The following is an 18,541-nucleotide window of genomic DNA, read 5'->3' on the forward strand; positions in this document are numbered from 1 at the left end:
AACAAACAACCCGATTATAGAATAACTCTTCCTGCAATCGGGTTAATAAGGTTAATTAGCTCGTCTCTTTATTGAAAGATTTAAAGAATTTTTCTATCTCTTAAAGATTCAAAAAGAAGAGAGATATTCTCAGAAACAACAGCTCGTGTTGCTTCTGAATCTTGATTAATATTTTTAGGGGAGGCTTTATGCGTTTTTATCACATCTTTAAAAACCACGCTTCCATTTTTAGTAACGGTATAGTTAACGTCTAGGTAAAAATCAACTTCGACAATACCAACCCAATCATATAAAAATCTAGTAATATCACCCGTGATTACAATATCTGCTTTATTATCCACATTAAAACCTGAAGCAATAAGCTCTTTCTTAATCGCCCCTTCTATGAGTTTATTTGCATCCTCAGACAGATACATCGTTCCTAATGATACCGTAGCACTTTGATATTGATTATGCTTAACAACTCCCGCTAAAGCAGGACTATAAATAAACTTTCCTACCGCAATATCACCATTGCCTCTTATTACAGGAGAAGCTACATAGTTAATAGGAATCGTAGAAGAACACCCATAAACAACTGAAGATAAAAAACCAACTAATAATAGTTTTCTCATAATTTCTCCTGATTATATTGTCAGTTCATTTTAGCCTAGTTCTTGCAAATAAATACAAATTACTTTATTAAATTTAATTAATATTTCCCCCTATAAAAAAAGCCATCATAAAAGATGACTTCAATTCATTAAAAATGATCAAAATAGATGAATATTTAGCGATAAAACAAGTTAATTCAAGATTCTCTATAATAAGAATCTATATGATATATAAAAAACCCTAGAAAAACTTTTTTGATAAATAAAAAATGAATATATTAAAATAATATATGTGAAAAGGTTTTAATAAAAACATTGATATCTACAGATCTATAGAATGTATAACCATCTTTAGGACCTTTAGTGCAATCATCTACTATCTTTACGGGAGATTGAAAGAATTATGTCACTCATAAAATGTAAAATATGTGATTTTGAAAAAAAAGCCAAAAATAAACTTTTGATTAAAATGATCGGTATTGCCTTAATTGCTTTTGGGTTTTGGGCATGGATTTCTTATCTGTTTGCCGGTTCTGGGGCGGCGTTCATCATATGTGTAAGTATTATGGGGCTCGGCACCATCTTCTTATGCTTTACAGATCAGATACACAGATATAACTCAACAAAAGAAAATTGCCCTAAATGTGGAAAAAAAGAATGGGATTTTATAAAGGAATAATTTAACTATCTAGGGTTCTTCTATCTGTTTTATAGCTATATCAACTCCTTATTAATTTTTAATAGTGTTAAATACTACCTTCAATCTTCCTATATAAGATTAAGATATGCTATGAAGAAACTACAGGATAAAAATTAAATTCTAAAAACGGTAAAAGGGTGAAATTGCGTCATCTTTGGCAAGGTCAATGGTTTCAACAAAAGCTTGAAGCACTGGGCTAATCTCTTCATTACCTCGATAGATAAAAGTTGTCGTAATTTCACTATATTTTGCCGGCAATTCATGGCAATGAATAAGCCCTGTTTTCTCATAATGGGCTACTGCTGAGTAAGGAACAAAGGCAATTCCTAAGCCTGAGATAACACTTCCTAATGTCGTTTCAAGTGTGCCAAGCTCCATATTTTTAGTAAGATCTCGGCCAATAGATTTAAGCCACTCTTGGAACTTAGCACGATAACCACAACCATCACTAAAGGTTAAGAGTGGCCTTTCTAATAGCGTCATTAGATCATCCGTATGCTGATCGGCGATTAGAACTAACTTCTCTTCAAATACATCGACCTCTTTTAATTCAGGATGGCTAGTTAAACGGCTTTTAGTAACAAACGCCCCATCGAGTTTATAATTTAAAACTTTATCTCGAAGCTCTGTGGTAACGCCTGTTGCTAAGCGCAGATCGACACCAGAGTAGTTTTTATTAAATTTAGAGAGAATAAGCGGTAATTTAATGACTGTTTCAACAGAGGCAATTTCAAGCTTGCCCACAGGTTGACCACCAGATCTTGCCACCTGCATCATCTTATCTGATAGCTCAATAATTTTATAAGCAATATCAATAAGTACTTTGCCCTCAGGCGTTAATTGCATTCCCTGCTTACTTCTAAAAAAGAGCGAAACATTGAGGTCTTCTTCTAGCTTTTGAATCCGTGAACTCACATTCGATTGCACGTAATTCAATGCTTTTGCGGCATGACTAATCGAGCCTAATTCTGCAACTTTTACAAAAATCCTTAAATCACGACCATTCATGATTCCTCTCCTTTAACCTATTATAAGATCCGCGTGCCTTTTACGATCTCTCTTTTATTATTAACAAAGATCTGCCAGCACTTCTTTAGCCTACTTATTATATCTATCACTAAAAATGATCTCAACCAATATTATTAATCGTTTTACAAGATATTGTAAGAAGCTTAAAGTAGAACAACGTCACGAAAAGGGTCTGTAGCTATCTCTGCCAGATTCCAAAGAAGATGACGCTTTAAAATAGCCCTAATTTTTACGATTGAGTTTTGTGAATGGAGTGATATATCATGGCAAGCCGTCAAAATTTATTATATGGCGCATTATTATTGATCATCGCAAGTGCATCATGGGGCGCAATGTTCCCCGTTGCTGCGGAGATCTTTAAAGTTATTAGCCCATACTATTTCACGCTTTTACGCTATCTTCCTGTTGCGGTTATTTTAGCGATTATTCTCTATTTTAAAGAAGGGGCGAGCGCTTTTAAAACAGAGGGTCATCTCTTTATGATCTGGTTTTTTGGCTCGATGGGCTTTACTGTTTATAACCTTCTTATTTTTGTAGGACAAGATCAACTAGGAGATCCCGGCGTTTTAATTGCTTCTATTATGGAGGCATCTGTTCCTATTATCTCGGCAATGGTCATGTGGGCTTATTATAGAGCAAGACCTAGCACCTTTACCCTTGGCACAATATTAATCGCATTTGTCGGCGTCCTATTTGTTGTGACAAATGGTGATTTTTCGACGATCTTTGGGGGCGGTAGATTATTTCCTCTCTTCTTACTCTTTTTAGCCGCACTAGGCTGGGCACTTTATACTATTGGCGGATCACGTCTTCCTAAATGGTCTGTGCTTCGTTATTCAACACTATCGATCATCTACGGCATGGGGACAACACTTGCAGTCGTCATTGCCGGCACTTTAATGGGTAAAATTGAAGTTCCTACCGTAACAGAGATTGTTTCTGTGAAATATCACTTACTCTTTATGATCTTACTACCAGGACTCTTTGCGCTCTTAGGTTGGAATAAAGGGGTACAAATTCTCACCCCCATTAATGCGGTACTCTTTATTAATCTTGCCCCTGTTACTACCATTGTAATTCGCATGATTCAAGGACATGTTATTCAACCTTTTGAATTGATCGGGGTAGCAATCGTTTGTAGCATGATTATTGCTAATAACCTCCATAATCGTTATTTACAATACAGAGCTAACCGCAAGAAAGCGGTGAAAAAAGCGCAATTAAAATCTCAAAAAGCGATTCAAAAACCAATTTATTGTAAAGAGAGCGGCAAAGAGCTCGGATCCACACTAGATGGCTTAGATCCTGCAAGATTTTAAGACTTGCGACTTTCATAGTGAAATATTACAGTAAGACTTCTTTTAAGAAGTCTTTATTATTTAAGGAACTCTATGCATCATCCATCCGCTACTAATATTCCTATTCTCTATAAGCGCTTTGCCAAAGCTTGGCAAAAGTTAAGAGCCCAATCAGAATTTGTTGAAAAATCATGGCTAGATCTCTTTTTAGGACAAATCGAAGCTCACTCAACCATACTAGATCTTGGCTGTGGCAATGGTAAACCTATTGCTGAATATTTTTTAAATAAAGGGTATTTAGTCCACGGTATTGATAGCTGTAAAGCATTTATAAAAAGTGCTACCAAAGCATTTCCCACGCAAACATGGGAAATCGCGGATATGAGAGACTTTGAAATTAAAAAGCAATATGAGGGAATTATTGCTTGGGATAGCTTCTTTCATCTAACAAGAGATGATCAAAAAGCCATGTTTTCACGTTTTTCACAACTAGCCAAAGTGGGAGCACCACTGATATTTACAAGTGGCCCTGCAAATGGTGAAGCGATTGGAGACTTTAATGGTCATGAGCTCTATCATGCAAGTCTCTCACCTGATGAATATCGAGCGCTATTAATCGAGCATGGTTTTGGGCTACTATCTTATAAGCTAGAAGATCAAAACTGTGGTAATAGATCAATTTGGCTTGCCAAAAAACGCTAACTATTTGTGAATTATTTAAGCATTTAACTCAGGGTGTAATGTAATCAATTTATGATCAATCGCTGAAAAAGCAGCACTTAACGCCTCAGCATTATCTCCCATCGTTTTCCCAAAATAGTGCAAAATAGATTCTGCGGTATCTAAATTTCCAATTGCTTGCCCTAAAAGGTAAGCATATTCCCATGATAAGCGCTCTTCACTACTGCCTTGCTCTAACTCATCAATCATATTAATCACCGCCTGAAGATCATCTGCAAGAATCATGCTATAAAGATCAAACACTCCAACATTCTCTCGTGACTTTTCAACCCGTGATTGAATCAATAATTTAGCGGCTTTATAATCCATGAATATCTCCTAATCTTGTTATCAGTAAAACCTCTAAATGCCATAGATATAAAATAGTAGTTACATTTAGAGGTTGTCATTATTCAATATTTAGAAGTTTTTATAAATCATTTAGCGCTTTATTGTGCAACATAACCGCCATCGACCAATAACGAGATACCATTAATAAATGTCGCTTTATCACTTGCTAAAAAAAGTACGGCATCTGCCACCTCTTCAGCACGGCCTAAACGGCCGATCGGATGCGCTTTAATAATCTCATCCATCACTTCTTTGGGAACTTTACTTAAAAAAGGTGTATCTATATATCCTGGAGAAATAGCATTCACTCGAATACCTTTTGCTGCATAATCAATCGCTAATGTTTGCGTTAAAAGCTTTACAGCCCCTTTAGTTGCAGAATAACCTGATATCCCAGATTTACCTACCCAACTATGAATAGAGCCACAATTGACAATCACCCCTTGCTGATCTTTTGAGAGCCAGTATTCAATCGCAAGTTTATCCAGTGTAAAAACGGCGTTTAAATTCACATCAACGCAAAGCTGCCAAGCCTCAAATGAGGTCTGATCTGCAGGTCCTGTATCACTAGCAACGCCAGCATTAGCAAATACAATATCAAGCCCCCCAAATGTCTTATCTGCAAATTGAATAAGCGCCCGATTCTGCTCAATATCTGTCACATCAATTTTGAAAAAGGCACTCTGATATCCCTCTTTATTGAGACTATCACTAAAAGCTTGACCACTATCGCTAAGATCTGCAACCACGACCTTTGCCCCTTCTTTACAAAAAGCGCGGGCTGTTGCTGCGCCAATACCACTTGCGCCACCTGTAATAATCACGACTTTATCTTTAAAGCTCATAAAACCTCCCTTTAATATCAATTTCTATGTTCATTATCTTTAGAATATCAGAACAAGATTAATAAGATATTAAAAACAGTAATATCCGCAATATAAAATAACCATTAACTAAAAGCTATTGCCATTAATGCTAAATAAAGGGCATAGATCCCTATTGCGCAAAATAAAATACCGCAAACAAGGGAGAAAACAGTCTCAAAAGCCCCCTTAATAAACCGATTTGTTAAAACCCCATAAGCAAATAACAAAGTGTAATCTAAAATACACCAAATCAGTGTCAAAATAAGAAGGCTATAGGGAATCGGAAATCCCATTTGTAAAATAAAAGGGGGGAAAAAAGCAATAAAGAAGATCACATCTTTAGGATTAGAAATCCCAATTGCAAATGCCTGAGATATCAATTTAAAGGAGTTTAATGAGGCAAATTGGCGAACCTCCCCCTTATCTTCTACGATTTGACGCTTCTCCACCTTATCAATATTTTCTGACTTTCTCTGTAATACTTCACGAACCTGAACGGCGCCATAGTAGAGCAAAAATAATCCGCCCAATAAAGTTAAAACATCTAAAATTAGGCTGTTAATCGAATCCGCACCAGCAATCAAAAATCCCGCTATAGCGATTAAAACAAGAGAAGCGAGGTTAGTCCCTACAATCGCACAAAAAGTCCCCTTAATTCCATATTTAAGCGTCGAATTGGCAACAAATAGATTAACGGGTCCTGGCAGGATTAAAAATGTTGTAACAGAGATGATGTAAGTCAGTAATACAGATGCTAAAGACATAAGATAAGGCGCCTTTTCAATAAAAAAGATCAACAAAAAATCGTGACAAAAATTGATTGTAATAGTTATTCGCATAATAGCGAATATCTACTTCATCTTTATTTTCATCACGATTTAATTGATGGGTAATTTCACTTAAAGAACAATCTATTATCCCTTAAAACCCACCCTACTTATTATGAGATCGCTTAACGATCTTGTGATTAAGGCTTATTGAAACGATCTTTTGCTTGATAGAGCTCTGATGCTTCAATTGTACGTCCTGGTAGCTCACAATAGCCCACATTTTGTTTAACCGTATATACCCCACCCACATCTTCACAATAAACAATTGCAGGATTTTGGTATGCAGCGCAACCTACCACAACAAATCCGATTAATGCCGCAATCATCCATTTTATATTTTTCATCATCTGTCTCCATCGATCATTATTAATATCTTTTAAATTTAATCAGAGCTTAATACTCTCGTTGTATTGTAGAGTACTATTATTAAATAATTGTAATACTATCCATAGTATTAATAATATTGATATTTTATATCTCATTTTTAAGCTCAAGCTACATACAATCGCCTATTCATAGTAGATATCTTATTGTGATAGGTAAATAACACATAAAAAAAGCTGAAACCTCTCTGAGATTCCAGCTTTTATTGATAAAACTAGTGATCAATTAATGTCTTGCGACCATGAGTTTCTTAATTTCTGCAATTGCTTTTGCAGGATTTAAGCCTTTAGGACAAGTATTTGTACAGTTCATGATGGTATGACAACGATAGAGTTTAAAAGGATCTTCTAAAGCATCTAAGCGCTCACCTGTGTACTCATCACGCGTATCAGAGATAAAACGATATGCTTGAAGTAATACTGCAGGACCTAAATATTTATCAGCATTCCACCAGTAGCTTGGGCAAGATGTTGAGCATGATGCACAAAGGATACACTCATAGTAACCATCAAGTTTACGGCGCTCTTCGATAGATTGAAGACGCTCACGTGGTGGTGTTGCTGTATCGGTTTGTAACCATGGTTTAATCGATGCGTATTGTGCGTAAAAGTGCGTTAAATCTGGTACTAAATCTTTTACAACATGCATATGTGGTAGTGGGTTAATCGAAACTTCCCCATCTTTCACTGAGCTAATTGCTTTTGTACATGCAAGTGTGTTGGTACCATCAATATTCATCGCACATGAACCACAAACCCCTTCACGGCATGAACGGCGAAGTGTTAATGTTGGATCCATTGTATTTTTGATGAGTAATAACGCATCAAGAATCATCGGACCACAAGCATCAAGATCTACTTCATAACGATCATAACGTGGATTTTCACCAGTATCTGGATTCCAACGATAAACTTTAAATACTCGTTTGTTAGTCGCATTTTCGTTTTTAAAGAACTTACCTTCTTTAACAACCGAATTTGCGGGTAATTTAAATTCAGCCATAATATTTTCCTTTTCTTTTAACCTTTCTTACTAGAAATGAGAAATCATCAATTAGTAAGTACGTTCTTTAGGTTCGATATAAGCAACTTCGTCTGTCAATGTATAAGTATGGACAGGACGATAATCGATCTTCACGTCACCGTTTTCATCGATCCATGCAAATGTGTGTTTCATCCAATTCACGTCATCACGATTTGGATAATCTTCACGTGCATGTGCACCACGAGATTCTGTACGATTGACCGCTGATTTAACAGTAGCAACAGCACAGATTAAAAGGTTAGAAAGCTCAAGCGTTTCTACTAGGTCTGAGTTCCAGATTAAACTTCTATCGTGGACTTTGATGTCATTAAATAATTTAAATGCTTCATCAACACGTTTAACACCATCTTCAAGTGTCTCTTGCATACGGAATACCGCAACGTCTTCTTGCATCGCACGCTGCATTTTATCACGAAGTTCAGCTGTTGAAATATTACCATCTGCGTAACGAATTTTGTCAAAGCGATCTAAAATATCAATCACTTTTTGATCATCCATTGCTTTGTGATCTGCATTTGGCGTTAAGATTTCAGCAGCGCGGTTTGCAGCAGCTCGTCCAAATACGACTAAGTCAAGAAGTGAGTTTGAACCAAGACGGTTCGCACCATGAACAGAAACACATGATGCTTCACCAATTGCCATTAAACCAGGAACAACAAAATCAGGGTTACCATCTTTAAGCGTCACAACTTCACCGTGATAGTTCGTAGGAACACCGCCCATGTTGTAGTGAACCGTTGGAATTACTGGAATTGGCTCTTTACGGACATCAACGTCAGCAAAGATTCTTGCACTTTCTGCAATACTTGGAAGACGCTCTTCGATTACCTCAGGACCTAAATGCTCAAGGTGAAGATAGATATGATCTTTCTTAGGACCAACTCCACGACCTTCACGGATTTCAATCAGCATTGAACGAGAAACAACGTCACGTGATGCTAAGTCTTTCGCATTTGGTGCATAACGCTCCATGAAGCGCTCGCCATTTGAGTTTGTTAAATAACCACCTTCACCACGAACACCTTCCGTGATTAAACAACCTGCACCATAGATACCTGTTGGGTGGAATTGTACGAACTCCATGTCTTGAAGTGGAAGACCTGCACGAGCCACCATTCCGTTACCATCACCCGTACAAGTATGTGCTGATGTTGCAGAGAAGTACGCACGGCCATAACCACCTGTTGCAAGAACAACTATTTGCGAACGAAATACGTGCATGGTGCCTTCTGCTAAATCCCAAGCAACAACTCCGCGGCACTCGCCTTCATCCATTAAAAGGTCGATTGCGAAGTATTCAATGTAGAATTCTGCATTGTGTTTTAATGATTGCTGATAAAGCGTGTGCAACATTGCATGACCCGTTCTGTCAGCTGCCGCACAAGTTCTTTGCGCTTGGCCTTCACCAAAGTTTGTGGTCATTCCACCAAATGGACGTTGGTAGATCTTTCCATCTTCAGTTCGTGAGAATGGTAAACCATAGTGCTCAAGCTCTAAAATTGAAGGAATTGCTTCACGACACATATATTCGATTGCATCTTGGTCACCTAACCAGTCAGAACCTTTTACTGTGTCATACATGTGCCAACGCCAATCATCTTCACCCATGTTACCAAGCGCGGCTGATACACCACCTTGCGCTGCAACTGTATGAGAACGGGTTGGGAATACTTTAGTTACACACGCCGTTTTTAAACCTTTTTCTGCCATACCAAGTGTTGCGCGAAGACCTGCGCCACCAGCACCTACAACAACAACGTCATAAACGTGCTCTTGAATTTTATAATCTTTATACTCTTTTAAGTTACTCATCGATTAAAACTCCGAGAATTTATCTTTATTAATTAAACCTGTATTAGCGCATCATCATCGTGCTAACAATGAACCCCACACGTACAATCGCCCAAACGATTCCAACGCCAATGATCGCTAAGATCACTTTCATTGCGGCTAAAACCACGATACGCTGACATGTTTTGCTGACATAGTCTTCGATGACAACTTGAAGGCCCAAAATTGCGTGATAAATTCCCGCAACAACAAAAACAATTAAAAGAACAGTATTAAAAGGGGTACCGACCCAGCGCATAACCTCTTCATAGCCTGCACCATAAAGTGAAGCAAATGAGAATGCGAACCACAAGAAAAACAGTGCAAGTAAGACTGCAGAGATTTTTTGGGCTAACCATGAGCGAGATCCTGAATGCGTTGGACCTAAACCTTTAACGCGACCTAGTGGTGATTGATATCTTTTCATGATCGCTCCTTAAAATGAAAAACCAACAATGATGATAGCAACCGCTAAGATAGGTGCGATGATCTGAACCATTTTTGCACTCTTTTTAGCAGATTCAATATCAACACCCTTGCCTGCATCCCAGAAAAGGTGACGAATACCATTACAAAAATGGTAACAAGCAGCGAAAGTTCCTGCGATAACAAGAATAATCATTAAGGGATTAGTTAATACTGCGGTCATTGTTCTAAAAGCAGATGGGCCTGCGGCTAGCGCAATAAACCATGCTCCGAGAACAAATAACACTACAACTAAAGCAATACCAGATAAGCGGTGCAAAAAGCTCATTACCGAGGTAACTTGCAATTTATAGCCACTACCGAGCATAAATGGCGATAAAGGCCGTTTATTTTGACTCATAGATAGACTCCAATAATTAAAAAATATACATACAGATTAAACCTAAGTTGCATCAGTTTGCCAATTTATGACAAACTTTTCAATCTCCCTCTTACAAATAGGTGAGATATTGCGCACATTGTTACCAAATATTTTCTATGAGCGTTCAAGCGCTTCTATTGGAGCTAATTCTGCTGCTTTTTTTGCAGGGAAATAACCGAATAAAATCCCGATAAAGAATGCCGCTAAGAAAGAGAATACAATGGAAGGAATTGAAAAACTTAAAGGAATCGTATCTCCTGCTTGCTGTACCAAAAAGCCCACAAACAGCGCAAAGAGTAAACCTATCGTTCCCCCTAATAAACAAACCAACACTGACTCTATCAAAAACTGCTGCGAAATATCGCTTTTGCGAGCCCCCACAGCCATTCTCATGCCAATCTCTTTTGTCCGCTCAGCAACCGATACTAACATAATATTCATAACCCCAATACCGCCCACTAAGAGCGAAATCAAGGCAATAGAAGTAATTAATATCCGCATTACTAAAGTGGTCGATTCTACCATTTCTTTGATGGCATCGGCATTATAAATAAAGAAATCTTTCTTCCCATGAAGATCCGTAAGCGTATCTGTAATACTATTTTCGGCTAATGACATCTCCACACCATCATTCACCCGGATAGTAATATTTCTAAAAGAAGTTCCCCCTGTCATTCTGTGCATAGCACTTGAGTAAGGAATCCAGATATTCATACTATCGCTACTAAACATATTTTGTGACTTAGAGGTGGCAACTCCGACAATTTGTACCGGCAACTGACCTAAGATAATGACGGTCCCAATAGGATTCTCCCCATTTGGGAAGAATGTTTTAACCGTATTTTCATCTACAACAGCCTCTAACGCTAGGGTAGCCTCACTCACCTCATCAAAAGCGATTCCTTGGGTGATATCGTAGCCTTGCACATCAAAAAACTGTGTCCCAACACCTTGAACCTGAGTATTGATTGCCGAGATATTACCATAACGAGCTTCTACCGAAGTTGATACAACCGGCGTTACACTATGGATAAATGGTAATTCTTTTAAAGCATCCACATCGCTAGGCCTTAAAGATTGAATACTTTGAGAGCGCCGATCACCAAACCCTGACCCTGGATAGACCGTTAAAGTATTGGTCCCCATATTACGGATATCGGCAATAATTTGATCTGTCGATCCCCGCCCAAGGGCAATCACTAGTACAACTGAAGCAATTCCGATAATAATACCGAGCATCGTTAAAAAGGTGCGTAGGCGCTGCATTTTCATCGAGATTATCGCCATTTTAAAGGCATTAGAGACCCGCTGAATGATCTGTGAAAACCCCGATGCCTTTTTCCAAGTTAAAGTACTTAATCCATTTTCTGCTGATAAAGCACTCTCTTGAGTCTGATTTTTAGTATCGGCAATAATCAGACCATCTTTAATCTCAATGATACGATTAGCATGAGATGCAACATCAGGGTCATGAGTAACCATAATGATCGTATGCCCCGCCTCATTAAGCTCTTTTAAGATCTCAAGAACGGCTTTACCACTTTCACTATCAAGTGCGCCCGTTGGCTCATCGGCTAAGATGATCTCCCCACCATTCATGAGCGCTCTAGCGATACTAACACGTTGTTGCTGCCCCCCTGAAAGCTGCGTCGGATAGTAATCTTGACGTTCACTTAATCCCAGCCGGGCTAGAAGCTCAGATGCTCTTTGGTGTCTTAAGTTTGCCGGCATTCCTGAATAAATTGCCGGCATCTCTACATTCCCTTCGGCAGAGAGAGTATTTAAAAGATGATAACGCTGAAATATAAACCCAAAATTTTCTCGTCTTAACTCTGCTAACTCATCTTCACTATATTGAGAAATTTCTCGCCCGTTAAAATGGTAAGTCCCCTTTGAGAGATAATCTAACCCCCCAATGATATTCATCAATGTCGATTTACCAGAGCCAGATGCGCCCATGATGGCGATAAACTCACCCTTTTCAATGGTAAGAGAGATTCCTTTTAAAACTTCGACCTTAAGATCACCCGATTGAAACGAGCGGCGAAGATCTTTAAGTTCAATCAATGGTTTTATATTTTGGCTCATTATCTTCTTCTACCCGCACCGCCTCTTGGCGCTGCTGCAACGGTTCCCATTGATTCTGCAGTAATAACTTGCTCACCCTCTTTTAACCCAGATTTCACCTCGATAGAGATATTATTGGAGATCCCTGTTTCAATCTCTCTAGGCGCAATTTCACCTGTTAATTCATTTTCTAAAACCCAAACAATCTTCTTGCCATTAGATGGTTTTATTGCCATCTCTCCACTTGGGCGATAGCGAAGCGCCGAGATAGGAATAGAGAGCACATCTTCAGCACTATCTAATACGATATAAACTTGCGTGGACATCCCGATATAAAATTTCAGATCCGCATTTTGAACATCAAATAATCCATTGTAATAAACAGCTTCGGTAAAGTTCGTTACGGCATTTCCCACAGTTGTCTGAAAAGTCTCTGTAGCTGGCTCAATCTGTCTTAATACCGCTTCATAACGCTGATTAGGCTCCCCTAAAATCGTAAAATATGCTGTCATCCCAGGTTTTAATTTTGTAACATCTGCCTCTGAAATTTGGGCCTTAATCGTCATCACAGAGAGATCGGCAACTTTTACAATCGTAGGCGCCGTTTGAGAAGAGTTCACCGTTTGCCCCTCTTTTACAACTGTAGCGACAACAATCCCATCCATTGGAGAGGTGATTTTCGTATAGGTAAGATCTAGCTCTGCGGTATCTAACGCAATTTGTGATTGCGCAATTTGCGCTATTAATGCTTCAAGCTCAGCTTCGTAGACTTTTAAATTTGCCTCGGCTGTATCTAAATCCGCGCGAGTTGTTGCCCCATTTTTAATAAGATTTTGTTGCCTTTCTAGATGAATTTTAGCATTTAAGAGCTGCGCTTCTTTCGCAACTTTTGAAGCGATTGCATTTTTAAGGCGTGCATCACTATCTTTTACAGCATTTTGTTGTGGTAAATCATCAATCTCTACCATTAATTCACCGCGCGTAACTTTATCACCAAGATCCACATACATCTTCTTCACTTGCCCTGAAACCTGCGCACCCACATCAACCTGCTGAGATGCTTCCATCTTGCCATACGCTAAGATATTCACCTCTAAATCACTGCGATCGGGCGTCGATGTTAGATAATAGATCTGTTCTTTAGGAGAGAAGTAAAGATAACCTCCCATTCCCACAACAATGATGACGATAAAACTTATCAATATTTTTCGGTATTTTTTCATTTGTCTTCTATTTATTATTTTATTGTGGTCAATAACACTTTTTAAACCTTAAAGTGCCGTCAAAATGGGATCTATATCTATTGATATACCACATAGCATAGTCTGCATATCTTAAGTTAAACTTAAGCCTTCTATTTCTGCTTCAGCATTTTCTTATAAGAGCGGTATCACCCTTAAAATTGAGCTTATTATACTGCTTTCATCAATAAATAGACTGACTTTAATTAACTTGTTATTTTTTTGTCTCTTCTTTGGTTTTAACGCCGTAAAGACGTACAATTGATAACAACTTATAAAAAACGACTTTTCATATTTAAAATTTATTATTACTAAGCGGAACTTCCATGGAAAATAGATTACGTACCATTGATCTTGCTGTTGTTATTCAACATGCAGCTAAAAAAGAAGATAAACCTGTCTATCTCAATAAAGATGAAGCAACAGAGCTACTTCATACTATTGGTCAAAACATCGCACAATATTACCCTCAAATCAAAGAGTGTGGCTTAATCGGCATTGGTGCAATCTACCATCTTCATCAAATTATTCGACCAGGATTTCCAATCTATACGCAGCTATTTGAACTTTCAAAGATTCGCTTTAGAGCCAATAACTTCAAACCACTCGTTATTGGCATTGGCACGAATGAAGATGAATTTGAGATCTCTCATTTTAATAAAGAAATTAACGATTTTGCCGATGTCTTAGAGGTTCTTCCCTTTACTATTGTAATGCCAGACAATACCGAAGCAGATGCATTTATCAAGCTTTTAGAATCAGAGCTTATTACCAAAGCGCACCTAAACGGGAAAGTGATCGAAGACTTTAACAACGCTTTTGAACAAGATATTCAAAATATGTCGATTGTGACACTCGCTGACTTAAATGGCCTATTTGCTTCACAACTGATCCAAATCGGTCTTGAAGAGCTCTGGGAAATTATGCAAGCTGTGATCTTCAATCAAACAGAGAAACTCCATACTCTAGGGAGTGGTCATATTATGTATTGGAAACTCGATGAAGTTGCCTTCTACGTAGCGCATCCTTCAATTTATGAATCAGCGATGACCGATTATGTCCAAGATTATGAGACTTATGCTTTAACAACGATGCGTCTTGAACATCTTTTTAAAATGCATAAAATCCCTTATCAAAAATTTGAGGTAATGGACCCTGAATTTTTCAAAGGGGAAATGAGTATTGATAAAGCACGAGCACAATTAACATCGCATATTAAAGCGCTTTAATGACAGATGACAATAACGGCAATAACTATAATAGTATGAGAGTTTTAAGAAGATGAGTTATCTTAATCATATCAATCATGAATAGTTAATACTAAAAATCCCGTAAAGATTTAAATCTTCGGGATTTTTTATTATCTCTTATTCGCCCTGCATCACACTTAAAAACATTATAATGAAATCGGCTTGAGAGCCACTACATCAGATTGCCGGAGCATCGATTATGAGAAACGCAAGCATCGTTCTATCCGGCACCTTGCAAGCAGCGTTTAACACGCACCTTTATAGATTCATGCAAGGCTTGCGGGAATGTTTTGTGTTCTTTCTAAAATCCCGCGCAGCGGTTTAAGGCTTACTTTTCTTATAGTGAAATTGGTTTAAAAGTAACTGTGTCAGATTGTCGGCGCATCGGTTATGAGAAGTGCAAGAATCGCTCTATCTGGCATCGTGTAAGCTAATTTGATACACGCTCTGTACCCATAATACTTTTAAAATAGCGGTTTCTTAAACCGAATCTACTTAACTATAGTTAGAAGGCTATTCATATAGCCATAAAAAAACCTCGCTAGCAAAGCTATTCGAGGTTCTTATTATTGTAAAATTACGCTATCACATTTAAGATTTAGAGCTTACCGTGACAGTTTTTAAACTTCGCACCAGATCCACATGGGCAATCATCATTTCGTCCTACATGGAAAAGATCATGCTCTTCTTCTGTAAGTTCAATCGCACCGTGACATTCACCGTAAGGTTTTCCTGAACCACAAGGACATGCTTCGCCATCTTCTTCGCTAATATTGCCAATCTCATCAGCTATACGCTCAAGATCAGCCATATTTGTAATAGAACCTTCAATGACTTTCTCTTCACGTTTAGTTGGCGCCTCTAAAGTCTCTTGAACTTCTTCAGCTGGTGATTCAACACGAATCACGATATTACTTAAGAAACGAATTGTTTTGTAATGAATCTGATCGAGCATCTCTTCAAAGAGAATAAATGATTCACGCTTATACTCTTGCTCAGGACGGCGCTGACCGTATGCACGAAGCTGAATACCTTGACGTAAATAATCCATCGCCGCTAAATGCTCTTTCCACTGCCCATCAAGAACTTCTAACAAGACAGATTTTTCAAAACGTCTAAATTGTGATGGATCACCACTCATATTTGCTTGCGCTTCTTTTTCAGCATAAAGACGCTCGCTCTCTAAAATCACAGCATCATAAATCTCTTCTTCTGTGATATTCGGGTTATCTGCTAAACGTTTTTCAAAATCGATTTCAACACGGAATTCCTTTGCAAGAATTTCTGTTAAACCTTTTAAGTCCCATTGCTCAGCATAACTTTGTGGTGGAATATATTTTGCCACTAAATCACTAAAGACTTGCTCACGCATCATCTTCACAGCATTGGTAATGTCCGCAGCTTTAAGAATATCATCACGTTGCTGATAAACAATTTTACGCTGGTCATTAGCGATATCATCATATTGAAGCAAGTTCTTACGAATATCAAAGTTATGACCTTCCACTTTACGCTGCGCATTTTCAATAGAACGTGTAATCATACGATGCTCTAATGCTTCACCATTACCCATTCCAAGGCTTTCCATAATGCCGCGCATTTTAGGATTCATGAAGATACGCATTAAATGATCATCAAGTGAGAGATAAAAGCGTGAAGATCCCACATCCCCTTGACGACCTGAACGACCACGAAGCTGGTTATCAATACGGCGTGATTCATGACGCTCTGTACCGATAATATGAAGCCCACCAAGCTCAAGCACCTCTTTTTGACGCGCTTTAGCACGCTCACGGATGCTCTCTAAATCACTCTCTGTCGCATTAGGATTAGTTTCTAAGAAGAGCTCTTCTTCAAGCTTTACGTTTCCACCTAACACGATATCCGTACCACGACCAGCCATATTTGTCGCAATAGTAATTGCCCCTGGCGTTCCCGCACGGCCAACAACATACGCTTCACGCTCATGTTGTTTAGCGTTGAGTACTTCATGGGGAATATTTTGGGCTGTTAAAATATCTGAAATTAACTCAGAGACTTCAACAGAAGCTGTTCCCACTAATACAGGTTGTTTACGCTCATAGCAATCGAGAATATCTTTAACAATGGCATCGTACTTCTCTTTTTGTGTGAGATAGATAAGATCACCATAATCTTTACGCTGAACTTCACGATGCGTTGGAATAACAACAACTTCAAGCCCGTAAATCTCTAAGAATTCTGGTGCTTCTGTATCAGCCGTTCCCGTCATTCCTGAAAGTTTTTCATAAATACGGAAGTAGTTCTGAAAAGTAATTGATGCTAATGTTTGGTTTTCAGGCTTAACTTCAACGCCTTCTTTTACTTCAATTGCTTGATGCAGACCATCAGACCAGCGGCGCCCCGCAAGTGTACGGCCTGTGTGTTCATCAACAATCACAATCTCATCATTGGCAACAATATAATCAACATCACGTTGGAAAATATAATGTGCACGTAAGCAGTTATCAACGTGATGATAAAGCTTTAAGTTATTACTGTCGTAAAGACTATCGCCTTCATTTAAAAGACCCGCCTCAACAAGCAATCCTTCTAAATGTTGATGTCCTTCTTCCGTAAGGTTGACTTGCTTATCTTTTTCATTAATTTCAAAATCCACAGGACCATCTTTTGTTGGTCTATTTAAATTAGGAATTAATTTATTCACTGCGTGATAAAGATCAGCGCCCCCTTCAACAGGACCTGAAATAATGAGCGGCGTTCTCGCTTCATCAATTAAAATTGAGTCAACCTCATCAATCACCGCGAAATAAAGGGGTCTTTGAACCTTTTGGCTCATATCAAAAACCATATTATCGCGAAGATAATCAAATCCTAACTCATTATTTGTAGCGTATGAGATATCTGCCTCATATGCGGCTTTTTTCTCTGGAAGTGATTGATTTGCAACAATCACGCCCACCGTTAATCCTAAATAATTATAGACTTGCCCCATCCACTCAGCATCACGTCTTGCCAGGTAATCGTTGACCGTTACAACATGAACTCCTTTACCGGCAAGCGCATTAAGATAAACAGCAAGTGTTGCTACGAGCGTTTTACCTTCACCCGTTCTCATCTCGGCAATGCGTCCTTTATGGAGCATATACCCCCCGATAAGCTGCACATCATAATGACGCATTCCCATCACTCTTGTTGATGCTTCACGCATCGTCGCAAATGCTTCAGGGAGAAGATCATCTAACGTTTCACCGTTTTTCAGTCGCTCTTTAAAGAGATTGGTTTGTCCCTTGAGTTCCTCTTCCGACATTGCACGCATCTTTTCTTCTAGTGCATTCACTTTTGCGACGTAACCCATCGCTTCTTTGATCATGCGATCATTACGTGTACCAAAGATTTTTCGGATCAATTTATTAATCATCTGAGACCTTTAACCAATTCAAAGTTGTAATCTAATAATTATTTATAGATAAATATTATTTTAATAAGGCAATATTTTATAAGCCCACTAT

General features: G+C 38.3%; 17 protein-coding genes. 4 read left to right on the forward strand and 13 right to left on the reverse strand.

All coding sequences use genetic code 11. From position 1 onward, the window contains the following. Positions 1–80 precede the first annotated feature (80 nt). Complete coding sequence (locus MMG00_RS04955; RefSeq protein WP_242152252.1) at positions 81–614, reverse strand: hypothetical protein; 534 nt, start codon at positions 612–614, stop codon at positions 81–83. A gap of 382 nt (positions 615–996) precedes the next feature. On the opposite strand from MMG00_RS04955, the gene MMG00_RS04960 reads away from it, so the two are divergent. After that, the gene (locus tag MMG00_RS04960) at positions 997–1,272 is read left to right on the forward strand and encodes a hypothetical protein (RefSeq protein ID WP_242152255.1); all 276 of its coding nucleotides are present in this window, start codon (positions 997–999) and stop codon (positions 1,270–1,272) included. Between the two features lie 141 nt (positions 1,273–1,413). On the opposite strand, the gene MMG00_RS04965 is transcribed toward MMG00_RS04960, so the two are convergent. Next, positions 1,414–2,301, reverse strand: a complete 888-nt coding sequence (locus MMG00_RS04965) for a LysR family transcriptional regulator (RefSeq protein ID WP_242152258.1) — start codon at positions 2,299–2,301, stop codon at positions 1,414–1,416. Between the two features lie 284 nt (positions 2,302–2,585). Here MMG00_RS04965 and MMG00_RS04970 point away from each other — a divergent pair, with 284 nt between their 5' ends. Beyond that, positions 2,586–3,641 carry a DMT family transporter gene (locus MMG00_RS04970; RefSeq protein WP_242152262.1) on the forward strand — a complete coding sequence of 352 codons (1,056 nt, stop codon included), beginning with the start codon at positions 2,586–2,588 and terminating at the stop codon, positions 3,639–3,641. A 72-nt stretch (positions 3,642–3,713) separates the two neighbouring features. After that, positions 3,714–4,322 (forward strand): class I SAM-dependent methyltransferase, encoded by a 609-nt coding sequence (locus MMG00_RS04975; protein WP_242152266.1) that lies wholly within the window; start codon positions 3,714–3,716, stop codon positions 4,320–4,322. Positions 4,323–4,337: 15 nt separating this feature from the next. On the opposite strand, the gene MMG00_RS04980 is transcribed toward MMG00_RS04975, so the two are convergent. The 10 genes from MMG00_RS04980 to MMG00_RS05025 form a co-directional block, all read right to left on the reverse strand. Next, positions 4,338–4,670 (reverse strand): hypothetical protein, encoded by a 333-nt coding sequence (locus tag MMG00_RS04980; protein ID WP_242152270.1) that lies wholly within the window; start codon positions 4,668–4,670, stop codon positions 4,338–4,340. A gap of 119 nt (positions 4,671–4,789) precedes the next feature. Next, complete coding sequence (locus MMG00_RS04985) at positions 4,790–5,536, reverse strand: SDR family NAD(P)-dependent oxidoreductase (RefSeq protein WP_242152272.1); 747 nt, start codon at positions 5,534–5,536, stop codon at positions 4,790–4,792. A 104-nt stretch (positions 5,537–5,640) separates the two neighbouring features. Beyond that, complete coding sequence (locus MMG00_RS04990) at positions 5,641–6,321, reverse strand: LysE family transporter (RefSeq protein WP_242152274.1); 681 nt, start codon at positions 6,319–6,321, stop codon at positions 5,641–5,643. Between the two features lie 203 nt (positions 6,322–6,524). Further along, positions 6,525–6,734 (reverse strand): DUF333 domain-containing protein, encoded by a 210-nt coding sequence (locus tag MMG00_RS04995; RefSeq protein WP_242152277.1) that lies wholly within the window; start codon positions 6,732–6,734, stop codon positions 6,525–6,527. Positions 6,735–6,996: 262 nt separating this feature from the next. Beyond that, on the reverse strand, positions 6,997–7,773 hold the full coding sequence (locus MMG00_RS05000) for a succinate dehydrogenase iron-sulfur subunit (RefSeq protein WP_242152280.1): 777 nt from the start codon (positions 7,771–7,773) through the stop codon (positions 6,997–6,999). Between the two features lie 51 nt (positions 7,774–7,824). After that, positions 7,825–9,627 (reverse strand): succinate dehydrogenase flavoprotein subunit, encoded by a 1,803-nt coding sequence (gene sdhA, locus MMG00_RS05005; RefSeq protein WP_242152284.1) that lies wholly within the window; start codon positions 9,625–9,627, stop codon positions 7,825–7,827. Between the two features lie 43 nt (positions 9,628–9,670). Then, positions 9,671–10,072, reverse strand: a complete 402-nt coding sequence (gene sdhD / locus MMG00_RS05010) for a succinate dehydrogenase, hydrophobic membrane anchor protein (RefSeq protein WP_242152287.1) — start codon at positions 10,070–10,072, stop codon at positions 9,671–9,673. Between the two features lie 9 nt (positions 10,073–10,081). Further along, complete coding sequence (sdhC, locus tag MMG00_RS05015) at positions 10,082–10,471, reverse strand: succinate dehydrogenase, cytochrome b556 subunit (protein WP_242152291.1); 390 nt, start codon at positions 10,469–10,471, stop codon at positions 10,082–10,084. 135 nt (positions 10,472–10,606) lie between these two features. Next, positions 10,607–12,580: a MacB family efflux pump subunit gene (locus MMG00_RS05020; RefSeq protein WP_242152294.1), complete on the reverse strand. Its 1,974-nt coding sequence runs from the start codon at positions 12,578–12,580 to the stop codon at positions 10,607–10,609. Then, complete coding sequence (locus tag MMG00_RS05025) at positions 12,580–13,782, reverse strand: efflux RND transporter periplasmic adaptor subunit (protein WP_242152297.1); 1,203 nt, start codon at positions 13,780–13,782, stop codon at positions 12,580–12,582. The genes MMG00_RS05020 and MMG00_RS05025 overlap by 1 nt, the downstream gene beginning before the upstream one ends. A gap of 344 nt (positions 13,783–14,126) precedes the next feature. Between MMG00_RS05025 and MMG00_RS05030 the strand changes: the two genes are divergently transcribed. Further along, the gene (locus MMG00_RS05030) at positions 14,127–15,029 is read left to right on the forward strand and encodes a hypothetical protein (RefSeq protein ID WP_242152300.1); all 903 of its coding nucleotides are present in this window, start codon (positions 14,127–14,129) and stop codon (positions 15,027–15,029) included. Positions 15,030–15,648: 619 nt separating this feature from the next. On the opposite strand, the gene secA is transcribed toward MMG00_RS05030, so the two are convergent. Continuing rightward, on the reverse strand, positions 15,649–18,450 hold the full coding sequence (gene secA / locus MMG00_RS05035) for a preprotein translocase subunit SecA (protein ID WP_242152304.1): 2,802 nt from the start codon (positions 18,448–18,450) through the stop codon (positions 15,649–15,651). Positions 18,451–18,541 lie beyond the last annotated feature (91 nt).

The organism is Ignatzschineria rhizosphaerae (assembly GCF_022655595.1).
GTDB classification, from domain to species: Bacteria; Pseudomonadota; Gammaproteobacteria; order Cardiobacteriales; family Wohlfahrtiimonadaceae; genus Ignatzschineria; species Ignatzschineria rhizosphaerae.

What these genes read in the sequence shown, in the direction of transcription:
- MMG00_RS04955 (WP_242152252.1), bottom strand. Translation starts at nt 614, where the DNA reads ATGAGAAAACTATTATTAGTTGGTTTTTTATCTTCAGTTGTTTATGGG.
- MMG00_RS04960 (WP_242152255.1), top strand. Translation starts at nt 997, where the DNA reads ATGTCACTCATAAAATGTAAAATATGTGATTTTGAAAAAAAAGCCAAA.
- MMG00_RS04965 (WP_242152258.1), bottom strand. Translation starts at nt 2,301, where the DNA reads ATGAATGGTCGTGATTTAAGGATTTTTGTAAAAGTTGCAGAATTAGGC.
- MMG00_RS04970 (WP_242152262.1), top strand. Translation starts at nt 2,586, where the DNA reads ATGGCAAGCCGTCAAAATTTATTATATGGCGCATTATTATTGATCATC.
- MMG00_RS04975 (WP_242152266.1), top strand. Translation starts at nt 3,714, where the DNA reads ATGCATCATCCATCCGCTACTAATATTCCTATTCTCTATAAGCGCTTT.
- MMG00_RS04980 (WP_242152270.1), bottom strand. Translation starts at nt 4,670, where the DNA reads ATGGATTATAAAGCCGCTAAATTATTGATTCAATCACGGGTTGAAAAG.
- MMG00_RS04985 (WP_242152272.1), bottom strand. Translation starts at nt 5,536, where the DNA reads ATGAGCTTTAAAGATAAAGTCGTGATTATTACAGGTGGCGCAAGTGGT.
- MMG00_RS04990 (WP_242152274.1), bottom strand. Translation starts at nt 6,321, where the DNA reads ATGTCTTTAGCATCTGTATTACTGACTTACATCATCTCTGTTACAACA.
- MMG00_RS04995 (WP_242152277.1), bottom strand. Translation starts at nt 6,734, where the DNA reads ATGATGAAAAATATAAAATGGATGATTGCGGCATTAATCGGATTTGTT.
- MMG00_RS05000 (WP_242152280.1), bottom strand. Translation starts at nt 7,773, where the DNA reads ATGGCTGAATTTAAATTACCCGCAAATTCGGTTGTTAAAGAAGGTAAG.
- sdhA (WP_242152284.1), bottom strand. Translation starts at nt 9,627, where the DNA reads ATGAGTAACTTAAAAGAGTATAAAGATTATAAAATTCAAGAGCACGTT.
- sdhD (WP_242152287.1), bottom strand. Translation starts at nt 10,072, where the DNA reads ATGAAAAGATATCAATCACCACTAGGTCGCGTTAAAGGTTTAGGTCCA.
- sdhC (WP_242152291.1), bottom strand. Translation starts at nt 10,471, where the DNA reads ATGAGTCAAAATAAACGGCCTTTATCGCCATTTATGCTCGGTAGTGGC.
- MMG00_RS05020 (WP_242152294.1), bottom strand. Translation starts at nt 12,580, where the DNA reads ATGAGCCAAAATATAAAACCATTGATTGAACTTAAAGATCTTCGCCGC.
- MMG00_RS05025 (WP_242152297.1), bottom strand. Translation starts at nt 13,782, where the DNA reads ATGAAAAAATACCGAAAAATATTGATAAGTTTTATCGTCATCATTGTT.
- MMG00_RS05030 (WP_242152300.1), top strand. Translation starts at nt 14,127, where the DNA reads ATGGAAAATAGATTACGTACCATTGATCTTGCTGTTGTTATTCAACAT.
- secA (WP_242152304.1), bottom strand. Translation starts at nt 18,450, where the DNA reads ATGATTAATAAATTGATCCGAAAAATCTTTGGTACACGTAATGATCGC.